The sequence below is a fragment of the Pseudomonas sp. LB-090624 genome, assembly GCF_003205205.1.
Classification (GTDB): Bacteria; Pseudomonadota; Gammaproteobacteria; order Pseudomonadales; family Pseudomonadaceae; genus Aquipseudomonas.
The window spans coordinates 1-18,829 of record NZ_QJRL01000023.1; the positions used below are offsets into that span (position 1 = coordinate 1).

Below are 18,829 nucleotides of genomic sequence, written 5' to 3' on the forward strand. Positions count from 1 at the left end.
GGGCTTGAGGCGTGTGATGAGGTCGCCAAGTGTTCGCCGCAGCAGTTTCAGCGCCTGTGAGACCGAGCGCCGCCCGCGCGGCGCATCGCGAGCTGCGCTCGCTCCTACGTTTTTTTCGGGCCAGTTACGCTTGTGACAGGCGCGCGCGACCGCTTTGTTCATACGACGCGAAATCGAGCCATGCGCCAAGGCGTTCGCGCGCAAATCCAACAGGAATTATTGGCCCGAAACAACCGTAGGAGCGAGCGTAGCTCGCGATGCGCCGCGCGGGCGGCGCTCGATCTCACAGGCGCTGAAACTATTGCGTCGAACACATGGCGGCCTTCATGCAACCTAAAGCCAACCCCTCACTGCCTCATGCCCAACATTGCCTGGGCTGGCCCTTTCGCGGGTAAACCCCCTCCACAGGTACGGTGCCACTCTTGAAGCCTGTGGTGAACCTGTAGGAGCGGGTTCACCCGCGAAAGGGCCAGCCCAGGCTACACATCAACGAAGCCTTACAGCAGACACCTGCCCCTGCATCGGGTTGGCTTCAAGAAAAGGGGGGATTTCAGAAACGGCCTATGCGCAACGGGAAAAAGCTGATTATTTCTCGGCAACCAGGTCAAGAATCGTAGCCCGCCCCGTGAGGGCTTCGCATTTATACCCACTAATGGCCGACGGGTATATGACGACAGTTTTGTTGCCTATCAGATCCAGGCAGACCTCAAGAGCAAGGCGATTACTCACAGGAAAAACTGGGCCTGCTTAGACCGATGGCGATCGCGCCCCCTGCTGAGCGATCGCAATCCCTTCAGATCTTTACTAAATATTTAGCCTCTCCAACCCTCAGAAAATGCTAACCGACTAATTATTAGTAGATTTTCTCTAGCCCTTGAAAAAATGTAGGAATCGAACTTCAAGTCCTAGTAAAAAATCCTACGACAGCTTTCCCCAACAAATCTCGAGCAGATCTTGAACCAATAAAAAAACAAGTGATACAACAGTGACGCGCTGAAAGGCGCACTCAAACCCACTCTATAGGAGCACTAGCCATGGGACGTCGTCGTTCTGAAATCCACACTCTGCAGATCCCACGCGTGATGAATTACACATTCACCGAGTCCGAGGTTGAATTTCTCAACCTTCTGTAAGTAACAAACCAGAAGGGGCTTAGCCCCTTCTGGCTCTACCAAGGAGCAGTACATGATTACCGAACGCGAGTTGAACATAGAAGAGGCCTACAACCGTCTGACAAGGCTGCATCATCACTTAGGGTTTCAATCGAAAACAGAACTATCAAAAAAGAGTAGCTTGGTCGCAACATGCCACTTATACGACAGCGCCTACCAAGAAGTTTCTTGCGGCGCAGGAAAAGGGGAACATTGCGAACTAGGAGCCCTTGCCGAGAGCCTAGAGCATTACTTCGTCGACAAGAGCACTCCACCCCTCATCGAAAGCGACCAAATTTTGCAATCGATAGCCCCATTTGACGATTGGCTCCTAAAATCCATTCCCCCGGATTGCCGAATACCCTATTTCAGTCTTCAGGCATTGAACAGCTACGACGAAATAGCCATCCCCGCGATATTGATAGCACCTTCCTCTAGAAACATTGATGAAATCGAAAAAACTGCAGCGGGCTTTCTTTCCAAATATTCGACAAACTCTGGCACAGCACTTGGCTGCACGGAGAACGAGGCTCTGCTCCACGCCATCAATGAAGCTATCGAACGTCACGCACTTTCCAGGTACTACCTATCACTTTGCGGCCTGACTTCGCCACCCAAACTTTACCAACCTTCGAGTTCTTTTCTGGAAGAAACATTTGCCCATGATACCAAACTTCTCCGCCGGGCCAAAAAACTAGAAATATACTTGACGCACGACCACTACGAAGTTTCATTTTGCATTGCTGTTTCTCGTAGTAAAAAAGAAGGCTCACTCAGCAGCATTGGCTCCGGCAGTTCCGTCAACCCCTCCATTGCAATGTACCGCGCCGTAACGGAGCAGATTCAGTGCGAGCAGCTTTCTGGGGCTACAGAAAATCAAGAAGATCTCTCTGCTGAAAAAATGCTTACTCATTCAACCCGCCTTTCAGCACTTATACACCCATGCCCCACATATGCTGTACCCGCTTTTCACCCTCCGCATACCGATCTCAGCGTGCGCGGGCAAGTCAAGCGAACACTGATCAACTTGGAAAAACATAATAAGTTCGCATTCTATCGCACACTTTATGAGCACCCGAATCTCGCTACGGTTGTTCAGGTGTTCATACCCGGACTTGAACGCTTCCACCTGATCAGATCAGGTATTCCAGTCGCGCCACAGAGTGCACTCAAAGGCATAAGGCAATGACATGCAAATCTATAGAGGAATTCTCGCCGCCCTCGGCGCGACACTGCTCCTGAAAATCGCGACCGTCGTACCTGCTCTAGTCTTGGCCGACATCATTGACAACCTGGCCACCTCAGCCGCGTCTTCCCAGCTTCTGCTAGGAGCCTTCATATGCCTTGTCGCATTACAAGCCTCAATGACCCCTCTACAAGCCTGGTGCCTGGCGCGGCTTTGCCAGGAACGCGTGAAGCAACTTTCCATCCGCTGGTGCCGCGAATTGCTGGACAAGCGCTTCGAGGCCTATGGACAACTCCATGGCGGAACACTGGTAAAAGTACTGGATAGGGGCATTACTGCACAGGAGCGGTGGTTAGGCTTTCTGATTGGCTCGGCATGGCCGGTGCTAGCCGAAGCTGCAGTGCTGATAACGCTCTTCGCTTACCTGGGGGCTACTTCGGTATTGATCGGCCTCATCCCTTTGAGCCTGGCCTACCTGTGGGCCAACGATCGCCTGGTGCGCTGGCGTCGGCCACATATCGAGGCAGTGAACGCGCGCGAGGATGAACTGGCGGAACAATGGGTGGATACCTTCGCCAGCGCGGCAACGGTCAAACTGGAAAAGGCCGAGGATGCCGCAATGCTCCCTGTCAACCAGACACTTTCGCACTATGCCGACTCAGCAGTGCAGGTAGCTCACAGTGGGGGTTGGATTCAGAGCCTGCGCACCCTGTTCATAGGACTGGGCAGCGGCGGTTTGCTCATGTGGGGTATCCATGATCAGGCTCTGGCAACACCGCAATTGAGCCTGGGCGAACTGGTTGCTCTCTTCACCTTGGTGAGCGGATTGCTGGCAGGGGTTGCGCAACTTGCTGAGGCCTGGCGATTGCTAGACCAGTTTCGACTAGACAAACGTAAACTCGAACACTGGCTCCAGCTCCCCTCGTTCGGCCCAGCATGCACTACTGAGGCGAAGTCCCAAGACAAGTACGCTGGCCTAAGCATCGTTCCGTGCCAGTTGAGCGCTCGAGATACTGTACAACTTCACATCGAAGAACCCTTGGTACTGCACAAAGGAGAACGGGTCGCACTGATCGGGCCCAGCGGATGTGGTAAATCGACACTTCTGCATACGCTGGCGGGAACGATATTCCCGTTGCGCAAGGATGTGCACCTGCACGGCAGGTGCCTGGCGTCGCTCGACGCTAGTGAACAATTCAATCGATTACGACTCTGCCCTCAGGATGCGCATTTCATACCCGGCCCCCTGCCCCGCGCGGTGCTGTTCGAGCAAGCTCATGATCGCACTCAAATCGAACGATGGCTTGAACGGTTGGGCCTGAGCAAAGACTGGTACGAACTTGATCTGGATGCACGCGCAGAGTCGATATCGGGCGGCGAAGCACGCAGGCTGACGCTGCTACGCCTTCTTAATAAGCCTGGGGAATTCAATTTCTTCGACGAACCCACAGCCGGGCTCGATGCCGCGTCGGCAGAGCGTACCTGGGACCTGTTGTTCGAAGCATTTAAAGGGCGAGGGCTGATTTGCGTGACGCATGATCAGAGCGCACTGTCGCGGTTTGACCGGGTGATCACCCTGAGCGAGGGACGGATCATCAGCCAAGGGCAAACGAACATCGCTCAGATTTCAGCGCTAGCAGGCGCACCGCAAACCTTGTAGGAGCGGCCCTGCTAGCTCAATGGGTTATTCATCATCATCAAAGTTGTACATCCCCGGCGCCAAGTTCTCGAACCGGGTGTACTTGCCGATAAACGCCAAACGCACGAAGCCGATGGGGCCGTTACGCTGTTTGCCGATGATGATTTCCGCCACGCCCTTGTGCTCGGTCTCGGGGTGGTACACCTCGTCGCGGTACACGAACATGATCACGTCGGCGTCCTGCTCGATTGCACCGGATTCACGCAAGTCGGAGTTCACCGGGCGTTTGTTCGGGCGCTGTTCCAGCGAGCGGTTCAGCTGCGAAAGGGCAATGACCGGGCAGTTGAATTCTTTGGCCAGGGCCTTGAGCGAGCGGGAAATCTCGGAAATTTCGTTGGTACGGTTGTCACCGGCCGACCCCGGAATCTGCATCAGCTGCAGGTAGTCGACCATGATCATGGCGATTTCACCATGTTCACGGGCCAGGCGGCGGGTACGCGCGCGCATTTCCGAGGGGCTGATACCCGCCGTATCGTCGATGAACAATTTTCGGTCGTTGAGCAGGTTCACCGCCGAGGTCAGGCGCGGCCAGTCGTCGTCGTCCAGCTGACCGGAACGCACCTTGGTCTGGTCGATACGCCCCAGAGACGAGAGCATACGCATGATCAGCGATTCACCTGGCATCTCGAGGGAGAACACCAATACCGCCTTGTCGGTTCGCAGTACGGCGTTTTCCACCAGGTTCATGGCGAAGGTGGTCTTACCCATCGACGGACGGCCGGCGACGATGATCAAGTCTGCCGCCTGCAGGCCGCTGGTCTTCTCGTCGAGGTCGGTGTACCCGGTGGAAATACCGGTGATGTCGCTGTCGGAGTTGAACAGCGTGTCGATGCGATCGATGGCCATGGTCAACAGCTCGTTGACCCCCACCGGGCCGCCGGTTTTGGGCCGCGCCTCGGCGATCTGGAAGATCTGCCGCTCGGCGTCGTCAAGAATCTCGGCAGCGTTGCGCCCCTGCGGGTTGAACGCGTTGTCGGCGATGTCGGTACTGATGCTGATCAGCTGGCGCAACGTGGCCCGCTCGCGAATGATCGCGGCGTAGGCCTTGATGTTGGCCACCGAAGGGGTGTTCTTGGCCAGCTCCGCCAGGTAAGCCAAACCGCCGATCTGCGAGGACAGGCCTTCCTTGTCCAACTGCTCGTGCAGGGTCACCACGTCGAATGGCTGGTTGGCGTCGGCCAACTTGTGCACAGCGCGGAAGATCAGCCGGTGGTCATGCCGGTAGAAATCGCCGTCCGACACCTGGTCCAGCACCCGCTCCCAGGCATTGTTGTCCAGCATCAGGCCACCGAGCACGGCCTGTTCGGCCTCGATGGAATGCGGCGGTACCTTCAGGGCTGCGGTTTGCAGGTCAAGCTGTTCGGAGGTGGTGATCTCGTTCATGGCCACGAAAGAATTCTGGAGGATGAAAAAGACAAAGGGCACGGCCTGTCGAAAACAGGACCGTGCCCGATGTTAACCGCCTGACTCGCAAGGAGCCAGCCAGTTAGCGCAGCTTAGGCAGCTACGACGACCACGCGTACGGTGGCTTCAACGTCGCTGTGCAGGTGCACGGCTACGTCGTATTCGCCAACCTGACGGATGGTGCCGTTCGGCAGACGAACTTCAGCCTTGGCCACTTCAACGCCGGAGGCGGTCAGGGCGTCAGCGATGTCGTGGGTGCCGATCGAACCGAACAGCTTGCCTTCGTCGCCAGCGGTGGCAGTGATGGTCACTTCCAGCTCGGCCAGTTGGGCAGCGCGGCTTTCAGCCGAAGCTTTCTTGTCAGCGGCTGCTTTTTCCAGCTCGGCACGACGCTCTTCGAACGCAGCCAGGTTGGCGGCGTTGGCAACGGTGGCCTTGCCGAATGGCAGCAGGAAGTTACGGCCGTAACCAGCCTTAACTTTTACTTTGTCGCCCAGGTTGCCCAGGTTAGCGACTTTTTCCAGCAGGATCAGTTCCATTTGGTAAAACCTCTTAACTTTTAACCTTCACCGTTCGCGGAGTCATTCCCCTTGGGGGACTTGCGACCGCGAAAATCAATCAGGCTGTCGACAATGGCCAAAACCACCAGCAACGGATAAATCAGCTGCATGATCAGCGGTAGCGTCACGTACATCCCCACCAGCCAGAAACCGGCCAGTCGGCCCTGTGCCACCAGCCCGTGCATCAAGGCGATGCCGGCCAGCACCAGTACCAGGCTGGAAGCCGATGCCAGGATGATGAACTGCGGGCCGATAAACGGCGCCACCACCATCACTGCCACCAAGACCGCCATGGTCTGTTTCGGCAACTTCAGTTCGCGAAACTCGCGACCGAAGCCTCCAGGGTTGTACAACGCTGCCTGCCAATAGCGCGCCAGCATCAACGCCAGCACACTGAACAATTGCACCGTCACTGCTGTGGAAGCGACCAGCACAGGGCGGATCAGCTCACCGGAGAGCACCGGCTGCCCTTCGATTTGCGGCATGGCTTCGGCAAACGCCTTGGCCAGCACATCGAAGGTTTGCGCCAGCGCCAGATCGAGCACGAGACTGAAAGCCACGGCGAACACGGCACTGGCGAGCAACACCCGGCTCCAGGGATGCTCGGCACGCAACATGGCGGCCAGGGCCAAGGCACCCGCAATCACCAGAAAGGTGATGGGATCGCCCATGACCCACACGGCCAGCCCGGCCAGCAAGCCGCCGGCGATGACCGATGTAGCATCCTTGAACCCACGCCGCAGCAGCACAAGGCTGCCGGCAGCGGCACTCAACCAGAACAGCAGCGGCAGTACCGCGCTGATGACCACCACCAGGGTGGCCTGCACACGACCGCGCATGATGAAACTTGCTAACGCTCGCATGCTTATCCCTTACTGCTTGTCGACGACCCGGTCTCAGCGGCCGTGGCTGTCGGTGTAGGGCAGCAGGGCCAGGAAGCGGGCGCGCTTGATAGCGGTAGCCAGCTGACGCTGATAACGAGCTTTGGTACCGGTGATACGGCTTGGAACGATCTTGCCGGTTTCGGATACGTAAGCTTTCAGGGTGTTGAGATCTTTGAAGTCGATCTCTTTCACGTCTTCAGCAGTGAAGCGGCAGAATTTACGACGACGGAAGAAACGTGCCATTTAATAGGCTCCTCTAAAGGTCCGTGGATTACTCGTCAGCGTTATCGCTGGAGTCGCTGTCATTGCTGTCGTCGCCTTCGGCGGAGTCAGCATGCTCAGGACGCTCGCGACGCTCACGGCGCTCGCTGCGGTTCTCTTCAGCCTTCAGCATCTCGGACTGGCCGGTAACGGCTTCGTCGCGACGGATGACCAGGTTACGGATAACGGCATCGTTGTAGCGGAAGTTGTCTTCCAGCTCGGCCAGGGCCTTGCCGGTGCACTCAACGTTCAGCATCACGTAGTGAGCCTTGTGAACATTGTTGATTGCGTAGGCCAGTTGACGACGGCCCCAGTCTTCCAGGCGGTGGATTTTGCCACCATCTTCTTCGATCAGCTTGGTGTAACGCTCAACCATGCCGCCGACTTGTTCGCTCTGGTCCGGGTGAACCAGGAAGATGATTTCGTAATGACGCATGAATGCTCCTTACGGGTTAGTAGTCTGCCAGTGAATCTGGTCAGACAAGGAGTGAATGACACTGTATGTCTTGCACGGAGGGGAGGCACATGAGCGCCTGCCAGCTCGGCAAGGGGCGCAATTGTAGAGAAACCGGGGCCCACAAGCAAGGTAATTGGTGAATATTTGAACAGCCTGAAACATATTCACAGGCTACCGGCCCATTCGTGGGTTTACCCGCGAATGAGCCGCAAGAGGCTTGAGGTCAGCGCTTGGCCTGACGCTGACGCACGGCTTCGAACAGGCAAACCCCGGTGGCCACCGACACGTTCAGGCTGCTGACGCTACCGCCCATCGGCAACTTCACCAGGAAATCGCAATGCTCACGGGTGAGCCGGCGCATGCCCTTGCCTTCCGCGCCCATGATCATCACCAGCGGCCCGGTCAGATCCTGCTGATAAATCTCCTGCTCGGCCTCACCGGCGGTACCGACCACCCACAGACCACGCTGCTGCAACTTCTCCAGCGTACGCGCCAGGTTGGTCACGGCCACCAGCGGAATGACCTCGGCAGCACCGCAGGCCACCTTGCGCACAACCGGGGTAAGGGTTGCCGATTTGTCCTTGGGCACGATCACTGCCGTGGCACCGGCCGCATCCGCGGTACGCAAACAAGCACCGAGGTTGTGCGGATCGGTCACGCCGTCCAGCACCAGGATCAGCGGTGGCGTTTCTGTGCGTTCAAGCAGCTCTTCGAGCATCAACTCGCCCCACACCTGGCTCGGGCTGACCTCGGCAACGACGCCTTGGTGAACTCCCTCGACCCAGGCATCCATCTCACGGCGCTCGGCCTGGCCCACCGCCACGCGGTTTTCCGCGGCCAGCGCCAACAGCGCCTGCAGGCGAGGTTCGCTGCGCCCTTCCGACAGCCAGATCTGCTTGACCCGCTTCGGATGGTGCTGCAGCAATGCCTGCACGGCATGCACGCCGTAGATCTTTTCCAGCTGACTCATGACTTGCTCTTGCTCTTGCGTGGCGCACCGGACTTCGGTGGGCCTTTACGGTGCTTGGTAGGCTTGCCAGTGGCCTTGCCACCTTTGTCCGACTTGCTGCTGGCATGGCCGCCAGTGCGCGCCTCACTCATCAGCGCCTTCTTCATTTCGCGGCTTTTGCGCACTTCGGCGTTACGCTGCACGGCATCTTTCGGGAAGTACGCCTCGGCGGCTTCGCTCTTGCGGCTGCGTGGCTTGGGCGTGGCTTTCGCTTCGCTCAGCGGCGGCTGCTCAACCTTGTCGCCAGCGGGTGCGGCGCTGCGCTGCTTGCGACCGATCGGTGCGGCAAGGGTCTTCTCCGACACTTCGAAGTCGATCTTGCGCTCGTCCAGGTCGACGCGCATCACCTTGACTTCGATGGTGTCGCCCAGGCGGAAGCTACGCCCGGTACGCTCGCCGGACAGGCGGTGGTGTACCGGGTCGAAGTGGTAGTAGTCACCCGGCAGCGCGCTGACGTGCACCAGGCCTTCCACATAGATGTCGGTCAGCTCGACGAACAGGCCGAAGCCGGTCACCGCAGTGATCACGCCCGGGAAGGTCTCGCCAACACGGTCCTTCATGAACTCGCACTTGAGCCAGTTGACCACGTCACGAGTTGCTTCGTCAGCGCGGCGCTCGGTCATCGAGCACTGCTCGCCGAGTTGCTCCAGGGTGTTTTCGTCGTACGGATAAATACGCGCCTTGGGGATGCTCATGGCACAGGCACGCTTGACGTGCGGGGTATCGACCTTGGAGCGGATGATGCTGCGGATGGCGCGATGCACCAGCAGGTCCGGGTAACGACGGATCGGCGAGGTGAAGTGGGTGTAAGCCTCGTAATTCAGGCCAAAGTGGCCATTGTTCTCGGTGCTGTACACGGCCTGGCTCAGCGAGCGCAGCATCACCGTCTGGATCAGGTGGAAGTCCGGGCGACCGGCGATGCTCGCCAGCAAGGCCTGGTAATCCTTCGGCGACGGGTCCTTGCCCTTGTGCAGGCTCAGGCCCAGCTCGCCGAGGAAGGCGCGCAGTTTTTCCAGGCGCTCCGGCGGCGGACCGTCGTGCACGCGGTACAGGGCCGGTACGCCGTGTTTCTGCAGGAACTCGGCGGTGGCCACGTTGGCCGCCAGCATGCATTCCTCGATCAGCTTGTGGGCGTCGTTGCGCACGGTCGGGCGGATTTCCGCGATCTTGCGCTCGTCACCAAAGATGATGCGAGTTTCCTGGGTCTCGAAGTCGATGGCACCCCGGGTGTGACGCGCCTCCACCAGCACCTTGTACAGGTTGTACAGGTTCTTCAGGTCCGGCACGACCTCCTTGTACTCTTCGCGCAGCGCCTTGCCCTCTCGGGTACGCGAGTGCTCGAGCATGCTGCTGACCTTGTTGTAGGTCAGGCGGGCGTGGGAGTGGATCACACCTTCGTAGAACTGGTAGTCGACCATCTGGCCGGCTTTGTTCATGGTCATTTCACAGACCATGGCCAGGCGATCGACATGCGGGTTCAGCGAGCACAGGCCGTTGGACAGCTCTTCGGGGAGCATCGGCACCACGCGCTCGGGGAAGTACACCGAGTTGCCGCGCTGCTGGGCCTCGACGTCCAGGGCCGACCCCAGGCGCACATAGCTGGACACATCGGCGATGGCCACGTACAGGCGCCAGCCACCGGAGAACAGGCGCAGCTTGCCGAGCGGTTCGCAATAGACGGCGTCGTCGAAGTCGCGGGCGTCTTCACCGTCGATGGTGACGAACGGCAGGTGACGCAGGTCGACGCGCTTCTCCTTGTCCTTGTCTTCGACTTCGGAGCGGAACTTGCGCGCTTCCTTGATCACGTCCTTGGGCCAGACATGCGGAATGTCGTAGCTGCGCAGGGCAACGTCGATTTCCATGCCAGGGGCCATGTAGTTGCCGATGACCTCCACCACGTCGCCTTGCGGCTGGAAGCGTGGGGTTGGCCAGTGGGTGATCTTGATCTCGACGAACTGGCCGATCTTCGCGCCACCGTTGCGCCCGGCAGTAACCAGCACTTCCTGCTGAATTTTCGGGTTGTCCGGGGTCACGTAACCGATGCCACCTTCTTCGAAGTAGCGACCGACCACGCTTTCGTGGGCGCGGGAGATGACCTCGACCAGCACGCCTTCGCGACGACCCCGGCGGTCGACGCCAGAAACGCGGGCTAGGCCCCGATCACCGTCGAACACCAGGCGCATCTGCGACGGGCTGAGGAACAGGTCTTCGCTGCCGTCATCCGGGATAAGGAAACCGAAACCGTCGCGGTGGCCGGAGACGCGGCCGCAGATCAGGTCCAGCTTGTCTACCGGGGCATAAGTGCCGCGCCGGGTATAGATAAGCTGGCCATCGCGTTCCATGGCACGCAGGCGACGGCGCAGGGCTTCGATCTGGTCTTCTTCATACAGACCAAACTCTTTCGCCAGCTCCTCGCGTGCAGCAGGTTCGCCACGGTCGGCAAGGCGCTGCAGGATCAGCTCACGGCTGGGAATGGGGTTGTCGTATTTTTCCGCTTCGCGAGCGGCCTCGGGATCGAGGGATTGCCAATCGGCCATCAGAAGGGGTTCACCTTGGGGTATATAGATAGGAATTCTGGCATAGGCGTATTGAAACCGGAAATGTCGGCCTTGGACAGCCCCCGCTGCAGTGCATGAACAGCAGGAATAGGCCTGTGGAATCAACAAGTTGGATTTTTTGAAATTTTTTTTGCCTTGGGGGTTTACAGCCCCCCGGACCGTCCGTATAGTGCGCACCACAACGACGGACAAGCCCGCAGTTGTAGTAGAGATTAGCGACGCTGTAAAGCATCAAATAATCTCGAATGTGTGCCCAGGTGGCGGAATTGGTAGACGCGCTGGTTTCAGGTATCAGTGACCGCAAGGTCGTGGAAGTTCGAGTCTTCTCCTGGGCACCAAGTATTTTCAAGTAACAGATGACCAAGGATCTGTTACTACTGTGTGAAAGCGAACGTTTTTCGCATTCATCAGATGATTCAAAGCTTTGCCCAGGTGGCGGAATTGGTAGACGCGCTGGTTTCAGGTATCAGTGACTTAACGGTCGTGGAAGTTCGAGTCTTCTCCTGGGCACCATACAAAAACCCACTAGCTTGCTAGTGGGTTTTTTCTTGCCTGCGTTTTTTGCCTCACGCCCTTCCCCGCTATCTCCTTGCCAATGAGGCGTAGACCTGTCGCGGCCTTTTCAGACCGTTGCACCATGGTCTGACCATGAATTTATCGTCACCCGGCCACTTGAGAAACGATTTCGTTTACCATTGTTTCCGAATATGTAGCCGTAAGCGAGGAAGTACCCGCATGACGATCCGCCCGCAACCGCTGATGCGCACCCTGGCCGCCGCCGTGCTGAGCCTGGTCATCGGCGCCCCGGCCGCCATGGCAGACGCACCGGTCACCCTGACCATGTACAACGGTCAGCACAAGGAAATCGGCGAAGCCATCGCCAAGGCCTACGAGGCCAAGACCGGCATTCACATCAATATCCGCAAGGGCAGCAGCAACCAGCTGGCCAGCCAGATCATCGAGGAAGGCGACCGCTCGCCGGCCGACATCATCTATACCGAAGAGTCCCCGCCACTCAACAACCTTGGCGAGTTGGGCCTGCTGGCAAAGATCGACGACGCCACGCTGAACATGCTGCCCAAGGAATATGTGGCCGCCAACGGCTCCTGGATGGGCGTTACCGCACGCACCCGGGTGGTGGTCTACAACCCGAAGAAGATCGACGAGAAAGACCTGCCGACCACCGTCATGGATTTCGCCAACCCTGAGTGGGACGGCCGCGTCGGCTACGTGCCGACCAGCGGTGCCTTCCAGGAACAGGCCGTAGCCATTCTGAAAATGCACGGCCGCGAAGCCACCGAAGAATGGCTGACCGGTCTGAAAGCCTTCGGCAAGACCTACACCAACAACATGGTTGCGCTGAAAGCCGTTGAAAAAGGCGAAGTCGCTGCCGTGCTGGTGAACAACTATTACTGGTACGCACTGGAGCGTGAGCGCGGCAAGCTCGACTCGAAGTTGTACTACTTGGCCGATGGCGATGCCGGCAACCTGGTGACTATCTCTGGCGCCGCTGCGGTCAAGGCCAGCAAGCACCCGAAAGAAGCCCAGGCTTTGCTCAACTGGATGGCCAGCGAAGAAGGCCAGCGCGTGATCACCCAGACCACCGCCGAATACCCGCTACATAAAGGCATGGTCTCCGACCGTGGCCTGAAACCGTTCGAGGAGCTGCGCCCACCGAAAATTTCGCCGGCTGACCTGGGCAATGCCGAGGAAGCTATCGAGCTTGAACGTGAGGTCGGCCTGCTCTGATGACCGCCGCCCTGTCCGAGCCGGCGCCGGTACTCTTCGTACCGCGCCGCAAGCGCCCCTCGATCTGGGTGCTGCTGCCTGTGCTGTTCCTGGTGGCGATGAGCCTGCTGCCATTGGCCTATGTCGCCATCAAAGCCTGGGAAGCCGGCTGGCGAGAGGCTTTGCACCTGCTGTGGCGGCCCTTTGTCTGGGGGCTGATGCGCAACACCCTGATGCTGATGGTCGGCGTGACACTGACCTGTATGGTGGTAGGTCTGGCCCTTGCCTGGCTGCTGGAGCGTAGCAACCTGGCCGGGCGCCGGCTGTGGGGCGTGGTGCTGTGCCTGCCATTCGCCGTACCGTCGTTCGTCAGCAGCTTTACCTGGGTGTCGCTCAGCTCGGACTTCGAAGGGCTTGGCGGGGCGATCATGGTCATGGCGCTGTCCAAGTACCCGCTGGTGTTCCTGCCGTTGGCCGCCACGCTGCGCAACCTCGATACCTCGCTGGAGGAGTCGGCGCGCACCCTGGGTTGCAGCCGCTGGGGCGTGTTCATCAAGGTCACCCTGCCGCTGTTGTGGCCATCGATGCTCGGTGGCGCGCTGCTGATTGCCCTGCACATGCTGGTGGAGTTCGGCGCCCTGTCGATTCTCGGCCTGCAAACCTTCACCACGGCGATCTACCAGCAGTTCGAACTGGAGTTCAGCAATGCCAACGCGGCCATGCTGTCTGCCGTGCTGCTGGCGATGTGTCTGGTGATGCTGTGGTTGGAGTTGCGCGTACGTGGCAAGGCCCGCCATGTACGCATCGGCCAGGGCGTAGCACGCCGCGCCCAGCCGGTGCGACTGCGCGGCTGGGCGGTGTTGGCGCAACTGTTCTGCGCGGCCTTGGCGGTGCTGGGCAGCGGTATTCCGCTGGCGATGCTTGGCTACTGGCTGAGCGTGGGTTCGTCGGCGGCGTTCCCGGTGGCGGCCATCTCGAAGGCGTTGTTCACCTCGCTGTCGGTGTCGCTAGGCGGCGCCGGCTTCTGCGTACTGCTGGCGCTGCCTATCAGCTTTTTGGTGGTGCGCTACAAAGGCCGTCTGGCGATCTGGGCCGAGCGTCTGCCCTATCTGCTGCACGCCCTGCCCGGCCTGGTGATTGCCCTGACCCTGGTGTTTTTTGCGCTGCACTACGTGCCGGCGCTGTACCAGACCACGGCCTTGCTGCTGCTGGCGTATGCGCTGCTGTTCCTGCCGTTAGCGCAATCACCGGTGCGCACCGCGCTGAACAAAGCTTCGCCAACGCTGGAAGAAGCGGCCCGTACCTTGGGTGCCAGCAGCTTTACCGCGTTCTGCCGGGTGACCTTGCCGATCATCTTCCCGGCCATGGCGGCGGCCTTCGCCCTGGTGTTCCTGGATGCCATGAAGGAGCTGACGGCGACCCTGCTGCTCAGCCCGACCGGCATGACCACCCTGGCCACCGAGGTGTGGGCCCACACAGCCAACGTCGAGTTCGCGGCGGCAGCGCCGTATGCGGCGTTGCTGATCGTGGTGTCGGGGTTGCCGGTTTACCTGCTGACCACGCGGATGTATCTGAACAAGGCCTGAAGATGCCGGGCCGCAGCACGGCCCGGCACATCCGCTTCAGCGAAGGAGCGACGTACGCATCGCCCCCTGTTCGGGCACTGCTTCGGGCGCACGCAACTCAAACACCGCAAACACCAGCAACACCGCTGCCAATGCCCAAAGGATGGGCGTGGCCCCCTGACTGAGGGCAAACAGTTGCAGAACAATCACTAGCAACCTCAAGAGCGCATTCAATCGGCCATTGGCAGCCGAAGGTTCACGCCAGCGGGCCACCCCCCAGGCCACGTAGGCCAGCGCACCCAGGTTGATAAAAAACAGCGACGTGGAATCAAGCGCCGCAAAAGCGGTGCCCAAGCCAAGCCAGGCATCCAGCCCGGCAAAGGCCTGCAACGCCAGACTGGCGACCACCGGCAAGGCAAAGGGTAGCGTGGCGATGATGTCGTACACCGCGCCGACACGAACGATGGTTGCGTAGCGGGACTGGCTCATGATGTTCAAACCTCCGTGTGCATACGTTCAAGAAGTTGCCTGACTTCGTAGAATTGCCCCGACTGCAGGGCCAAGGCATGGCGACAACCAAGCAAAGTGACAATATCTTCGGCGCGCTTGGCCGGGCTGACGATATAGCCAGGCTGGCCAGAGCGCTCGCGCAAGGCGACAAGCTCTGCAAAGCGCTCATCCGCGTTCAAGATGGTCTGGGCCACCAAGGTGTCGACGTTGCACAGGCCGAACACGGCAAAGAACACCTCTGGGTTTTCCAGGTGGTAGACCTTGGCAAGGGCATTCAGCGCGGCCTTCGACACACTGTAGGAAAGCATGCCCGCACGCTGGCGAATGCCTGACACCGACGCAGAAAACACCACCTGCCGAGGCTGCGAGTCTCGACACAAGAGCAAGTCGAGCACCCATTTGACGGCCACCACGTTCAAGTCCAACACCTCGCGAAAGGCATCTACCGAGGTGCTGACGGCCAGTTCCGGAGCGTGCCCGAACGTGCCGGCATTAAGGTAGGCGGTGTCGAAACAGGTTTCACCCAGAAACATTTGCAGCGCTGGATAGGCGCGCTCAGGTGCACACAGGTCCAGCGCCCGAAAATGAAACCCCGGATGCTGCTGCAAATCTTCTGGCACACGGCGCGACACGCCCCATACCTCATCCCCGCGCGCCAGGTGCAACGCGGCCAGCGCGTGGCCAATACCCGAGCTGACTCCGCTGATGAATACGTGCCTCATTCGAACTTGCCAATGTGGTACCCACCATCGACGCTCAACACACTGCCGGTGATGTAGCTAGCACTCGCGCCCAGCAGGAACAGCACGGCATCGGCCACCTCGCCAGGCTCGCCAAAGCGCTTCATCACGGTTGCATTGATCTTGCGTTGAGTGCCTGCAGGGTTGGCTGCCAGTCTTTCGGCTGAGTTCATCCCCCCCATGATCGGCCCTGGCGCTACAGCATTGACCCGCACCGCGTGTCGGCCGTCTTGATCACAGGCATTTTCCATCGCCACGACCTGAGTCAAGGCATTGAGCGCCGCCTTGCTGGCGACGTACGCAGCCTGGCTGGGCATGGCCATCACGCCGGCGCAGGATGAAACGTTGACGATCGAGCCCCCTGCTCGCCGGGCGATCAAGCGCAACTCCTGCTGCAGGCAGTACAACGGACCATGCAGGTTGATACGAATCACCCGGTCCCAGTCTTCCACCTGCAGGTCGGCCACCGGCGCATAGGGTGCAGTCACACCCGCCGCGTTGACAGCATGGTCAAGGCCACCGAAGCATCTTTCGATTTCACCGAACGCATCCCGCACGGCACCGGCTTCAGCCACATCACAGGCAATGAACTGCGCACCATCGCCCAATACCTGCAAGGCCGCTCGGCCCTTTTCCAGGTTACGTCCCAGTACCACCACGCGCGCTCCTTCTGCCAGGAGGCGCTGAGCGACGACCAGGCCGATACCGTTGGTGCCGCCCGTCACGGCGACCACTTTTCCTGCAAGTTGCATTGGACTCTCCTTAGTCGTATCGAATCGAATCGGGCCGTTTGTACTTGTCATTCACACAGCAATACACCCGGTCCAGGTTCGGGTTGCTCTTGTCACGGAAGCAATTTCCATCGAAGCGGCAGGCATTGACACTGTTGGCCTTGCCCGAGAGCGACTTGTTGACCAAGTCGTTGTCGGCGAACAGCGCCCGGCTCATGCCTACCAAGTCAGCCACGCCCAGGTCCAGCAAGGCTTCGGCCTGCGCCAGTGAGCCCGTGAACCCCGCGAACCCTACCGGCAACGCGGTCAACTCACGGATATGCCGCACCCCATGCACCAGCAAGGCGTGCACCTTGGGGTCTGCCTTCAACATGTAATGGAAGGTTTCCCGGATAGCCGCCGAGCACATCAGCGCGCTGATACCCGCCCGTTCCAGTGCGGGCACCACCTGCTCCAGCAACGCCGGTTGCTGACCTTTGTCACCCAGACAATCATCGATGCCAAGACGGACCGAAATGTCGACGCCGCCCTGGGTAGCCTCGGCAATCGCCTCGATCACCTCCAGTAGCAAGCGTGCCCGCCGCAGGGGCGAGCCACCATATCGGTCGATGCGGCGGTTGCTGTAAGGCGAAAGGAAGCTGCTGAGCAGGTAGCCGTTGGAGGCCTGCAACTGCACCGCTCGTGCGCCTGCCTGCTGTGCCAGCCGCGCGGCACTACCGAACTGGTTGCAGACAATGCGGGCATCCTCATGGGTCATTACCCGCACACCCGGCTGGCGCTTCCCTGGCAGGCGGCTAGGCGCAAGCATTGCACCGCCACTGCGGGCAAGATCACCTTGTGAACCGTAGTGCTGCAATTGCACGACAACCGGGCAGGCATGCTGCCGGCCGTAATCAATCAAGGGAGCCAGGTGCTCGGCATGCTTCTCTTCATACAGGCACAACCCCCCTTCATGCAGGCGCGTGGTGGCATCTATCGCCGAATTGGCCAACACCACCATCGCGCAACCACCCTCGACGATGCCGCGGTAGAACGCGAACATGTCATCGGTCAGGCAACCATCGCGGGCCAGGTCGATGCCCATGGGCGCGAAGTACACCCGGTTCTTCAATTGCAGGTGCTGCCCCAGATCGATGGGCTGGCGCGTGAGCGGATAACCCGACCCCACGCCGCTCATCCGTTCTGCCAGCTACACAGACTGGCCTGCGCGTCATTGCTGGCCGGGATCACGGCGGCATAATCCTGCAAAGGCTCATGGAAGCAATGGCACTTGATGACTTCCTTGAGCGTCGACAAGGTAGCGCGATCCAGCTTGGCGAACAGTGCCATCTCGACGCCGGAATGCCGGGAAGGCTGACAGTTGGCGATCGGGAAGCTGAGGAATCCAGTGTCCTTGACGTAGATCGACAACTGCCGAACCTGCAGGCCAGCATCCAGATTCACCCCACTGAAGCGCACCGCGCGCAATGACACATGTTCCAGGCGGGCTTCGATGCTCATCCCCTCGGCAGTTTGCAGCAGCACCTGCGGAAGCACCCGGTTGGATGGCGCAAACCAGTGATGCTCGGGGAAGTTGAGGGTACGCATGCGCTTGAACAGCGGCATCTTCATGGCACTGCCTCGCAGGCGCAGCGTCGTCACCAAGCTACCGTTCTGATAAAACTCGGCGGTTTTGTCGACGGTGCGTGGCTGGTACCGCTTCTCACCAGCGGTATGCTGGACGACCACCTCAACCGCGTAGGTCGACTCCGTGTAATTACTGAACGAAACCGACAGGTCCTCGATGGAAATCGACACATCACCACGACGGTAGCCCGAGTGGCTGTAGAAGTAGTGGTACATCGCTTGGCGCGCGACCTCGATGAGCATCAGCCCAGGGACATGCTCATGAGGCTTGTTGTAGAAAAAGTAGTTATTGGTGTCGTTCATCAACGTGTATGACGACAGGTTTGCGCGCCCCCAGCCCGGCAAGGCATACAGCCTGTCGGCCAGCAGCGCGACCTGCGCCTGTGCCACCACCGGCAGGCCATAGTGGCGCTGCAAGTAGTGTTCGACCTGACGTGGCAGCCAAGGCGCACTCAGGTGGTAGCCATCGTCACGGCGCTCATAGAAGCTTTTTACGTCCATCTCGAAGCCATTGACAACCAGCCAGTCCTGCTCGCTGATGAAGGCAGGCACGCTGACCAACACCCAGCCCTGCGACGGATGGCAACGGTATGAATGGTGCAGAGCCTCAAGCCCGGTGGAGTCGAGCGCCGTACAAAGAAGTTCATGCTCCGCCACAGTCAGGCGAGCGGGCAAGATGTCCTGAAAACCGGACAGAAGTACATCCTCCGTCGTGCCCTTATGCAGCACCTGCGGAGTCAACGGTAATTGACGATCCATG

Annotated in this window: 16 protein-coding genes and 2 tRNA genes; 6 read left to right on the forward strand and 12 right to left on the reverse strand. The window is 59.5% G+C overall.

Annotated elements, in window-relative coordinates; translation table 11 throughout:
- Nucleotides 1-1,185: 1,185 nt before the first annotated feature.
- Both DMX11_RS19050 and DMX11_RS19055 read left to right on the forward strand, forming a co-directional pair.
- On the forward strand, nt 1,186-2,340 hold the full coding sequence (locus DMX11_RS19050) for a YcaO-like family protein (protein ID WP_110745920.1): 1,155 nt from the start codon (nt 1,186-1,188) through the stop codon (nt 2,338-2,340).
- Nucleotide 2,341: 1 nt separating this feature from the next.
- Nucleotides 2,342-3,997: an ATP-binding cassette domain-containing protein gene (locus tag DMX11_RS19055; RefSeq protein WP_110745921.1), complete on the forward strand. Its 1,656-nt coding sequence runs from the start codon at nt 2,342-2,344 to the stop codon at nt 3,995-3,997.
- A gap of 24 nt (nt 3,998-4,021) precedes the next feature.
- Here the strand turns inward: DMX11_RS19055 and dnaB are convergent, their stop codons facing one another.
- The 7 genes from dnaB to rnr all read right to left on the reverse strand — a co-directional run bounded on the left by dnaB (nt 4,022) and on the right by rnr (nt 11,148).
- Nucleotides 4,022-5,419, reverse strand: coding sequence for a replicative DNA helicase (gene dnaB / locus DMX11_RS19060; RefSeq protein WP_003249571.1), 1,398 nt, complete (start codon nt 5,417-5,419; stop codon nt 4,022-4,024).
- Nucleotides 5,420-5,532: 113 nt separating this feature from the next.
- Nucleotides 5,533-5,979: a 50S ribosomal protein L9 gene (gene rplI / locus DMX11_RS19065; protein ID WP_003249568.1), complete on the reverse strand. Its 447-nt coding sequence runs from the start codon at nt 5,977-5,979 to the stop codon at nt 5,533-5,535.
- Nucleotides 5,980-5,999: 20 nt separating this feature from the next.
- A complete protein-coding gene (locus DMX11_RS19070; RefSeq protein WP_110745922.1) occupies nt 6,000-6,863 on the reverse strand; it encodes a hypothetical protein in 864 nt (287 codons plus the stop codon).
- A gap of 33 nt (nt 6,864-6,896) precedes the next feature.
- Complete coding sequence (gene rpsR / locus DMX11_RS19075) at nt 6,897-7,127, reverse strand: 30S ribosomal protein S18 (protein WP_003249563.1); 231 nt, start codon at nt 7,125-7,127, stop codon at nt 6,897-6,899.
- A 28-nt stretch (nt 7,128-7,155) separates the two neighbouring features.
- A complete protein-coding gene (gene rpsF / locus DMX11_RS19080) occupies nt 7,156-7,581 on the reverse strand; it encodes a 30S ribosomal protein S6 (protein ID WP_003249557.1) in 426 nt (141 codons plus the stop codon).
- A gap of 244 nt (nt 7,582-7,825) precedes the next feature.
- Complete coding sequence (gene rlmB, locus DMX11_RS19085; protein ID WP_110745923.1) at nt 7,826-8,572, reverse strand: 23S rRNA (guanosine(2251)-2'-O)-methyltransferase RlmB; 747 nt, start codon at nt 8,570-8,572, stop codon at nt 7,826-7,828.
- Nucleotides 8,569-11,148: a ribonuclease R gene (gene rnr / locus DMX11_RS19090; RefSeq protein ID WP_110745924.1), complete on the reverse strand. Its 2,580-nt coding sequence runs from the start codon at nt 11,146-11,148 to the stop codon at nt 8,569-8,571. Before rnr ends, rlmB begins: the two co-directional genes overlap by 4 nt.
- Nucleotides 11,149-11,420: 272 nt before the next feature.
- Between rnr and DMX11_RS19095 the strand changes: the two genes are divergently transcribed.
- From DMX11_RS19095 to DMX11_RS19110, 4 genes are all read left to right on the forward strand, one after another.
- Nucleotides 11,421-11,507, forward strand: a tRNA-Leu gene (locus DMX11_RS19095).
- A gap of 88 nt (nt 11,508-11,595) precedes the next feature.
- Nucleotides 11,596-11,682, forward strand: a tRNA-Leu gene (locus DMX11_RS19100).
- A gap of 222 nt (nt 11,683-11,904) precedes the next feature.
- Entirely contained in the window at nt 11,905-12,918 is a 1,014-nt protein-coding gene (locus DMX11_RS19105; protein ID WP_110745925.1) for an extracellular solute-binding protein, read from the forward strand.
- Nucleotides 12,918-14,483 (forward strand): iron ABC transporter permease, encoded by a 1,566-nt coding sequence (locus tag DMX11_RS19110; protein WP_110745926.1) that lies wholly within the window; start codon nt 12,918-12,920, stop codon nt 14,481-14,483. The genes DMX11_RS19105 and DMX11_RS19110 overlap by 1 nt, the downstream gene beginning before the upstream one ends.
- A 36-nt stretch (nt 14,484-14,519) precedes the next feature.
- On the opposite strand, the gene DMX11_RS19115 is transcribed toward DMX11_RS19110, so the two are convergent.
- The 5 genes from DMX11_RS19115 to DMX11_RS19135 are packed head-to-tail and all read right to left on the reverse strand — an operon-like array spanning nt 14,520 to nt 18,828.
- Nucleotides 14,520-14,960, reverse strand: coding sequence for a hypothetical protein (locus DMX11_RS19115; protein WP_146230369.1), 441 nt, complete (start codon nt 14,958-14,960; stop codon nt 14,520-14,522).
- On the reverse strand, nt 14,957-15,694 hold the full coding sequence (locus DMX11_RS19120; protein WP_110745928.1) for an SDR family oxidoreductase: 738 nt from the start codon (nt 15,692-15,694) through the stop codon (nt 14,957-14,959). The genes DMX11_RS19115 and DMX11_RS19120 overlap by 4 nt, the downstream gene beginning before the upstream one ends.
- Nucleotides 15,691-16,464, reverse strand: coding sequence for an SDR family NAD(P)-dependent oxidoreductase (locus DMX11_RS19125; protein WP_110745929.1), 774 nt, complete (start codon nt 16,462-16,464; stop codon nt 15,691-15,693). The genes DMX11_RS19120 and DMX11_RS19125 overlap by 4 nt, the downstream gene beginning before the upstream one ends.
- A 10-nt stretch (nt 16,465-16,474) precedes the next feature.
- Nucleotides 16,475-17,620, reverse strand: coding sequence for an NADH:flavin oxidoreductase (locus DMX11_RS19130; protein ID WP_110745930.1), 1,146 nt, complete (start codon nt 17,618-17,620; stop codon nt 16,475-16,477).
- Nucleotides 17,617-18,828 carry an AfsA-related hotdog domain-containing protein gene (locus DMX11_RS19135; protein ID WP_110745931.1) on the reverse strand — a complete coding sequence of 404 codons (1,212 nt, stop codon included), beginning with the start codon at nt 18,826-18,828 and terminating at the stop codon, nt 17,617-17,619. The genes DMX11_RS19130 and DMX11_RS19135 overlap by 4 nt, the downstream gene beginning before the upstream one ends.
- Nucleotide 18,829: the final 1 nt, after the last annotated feature.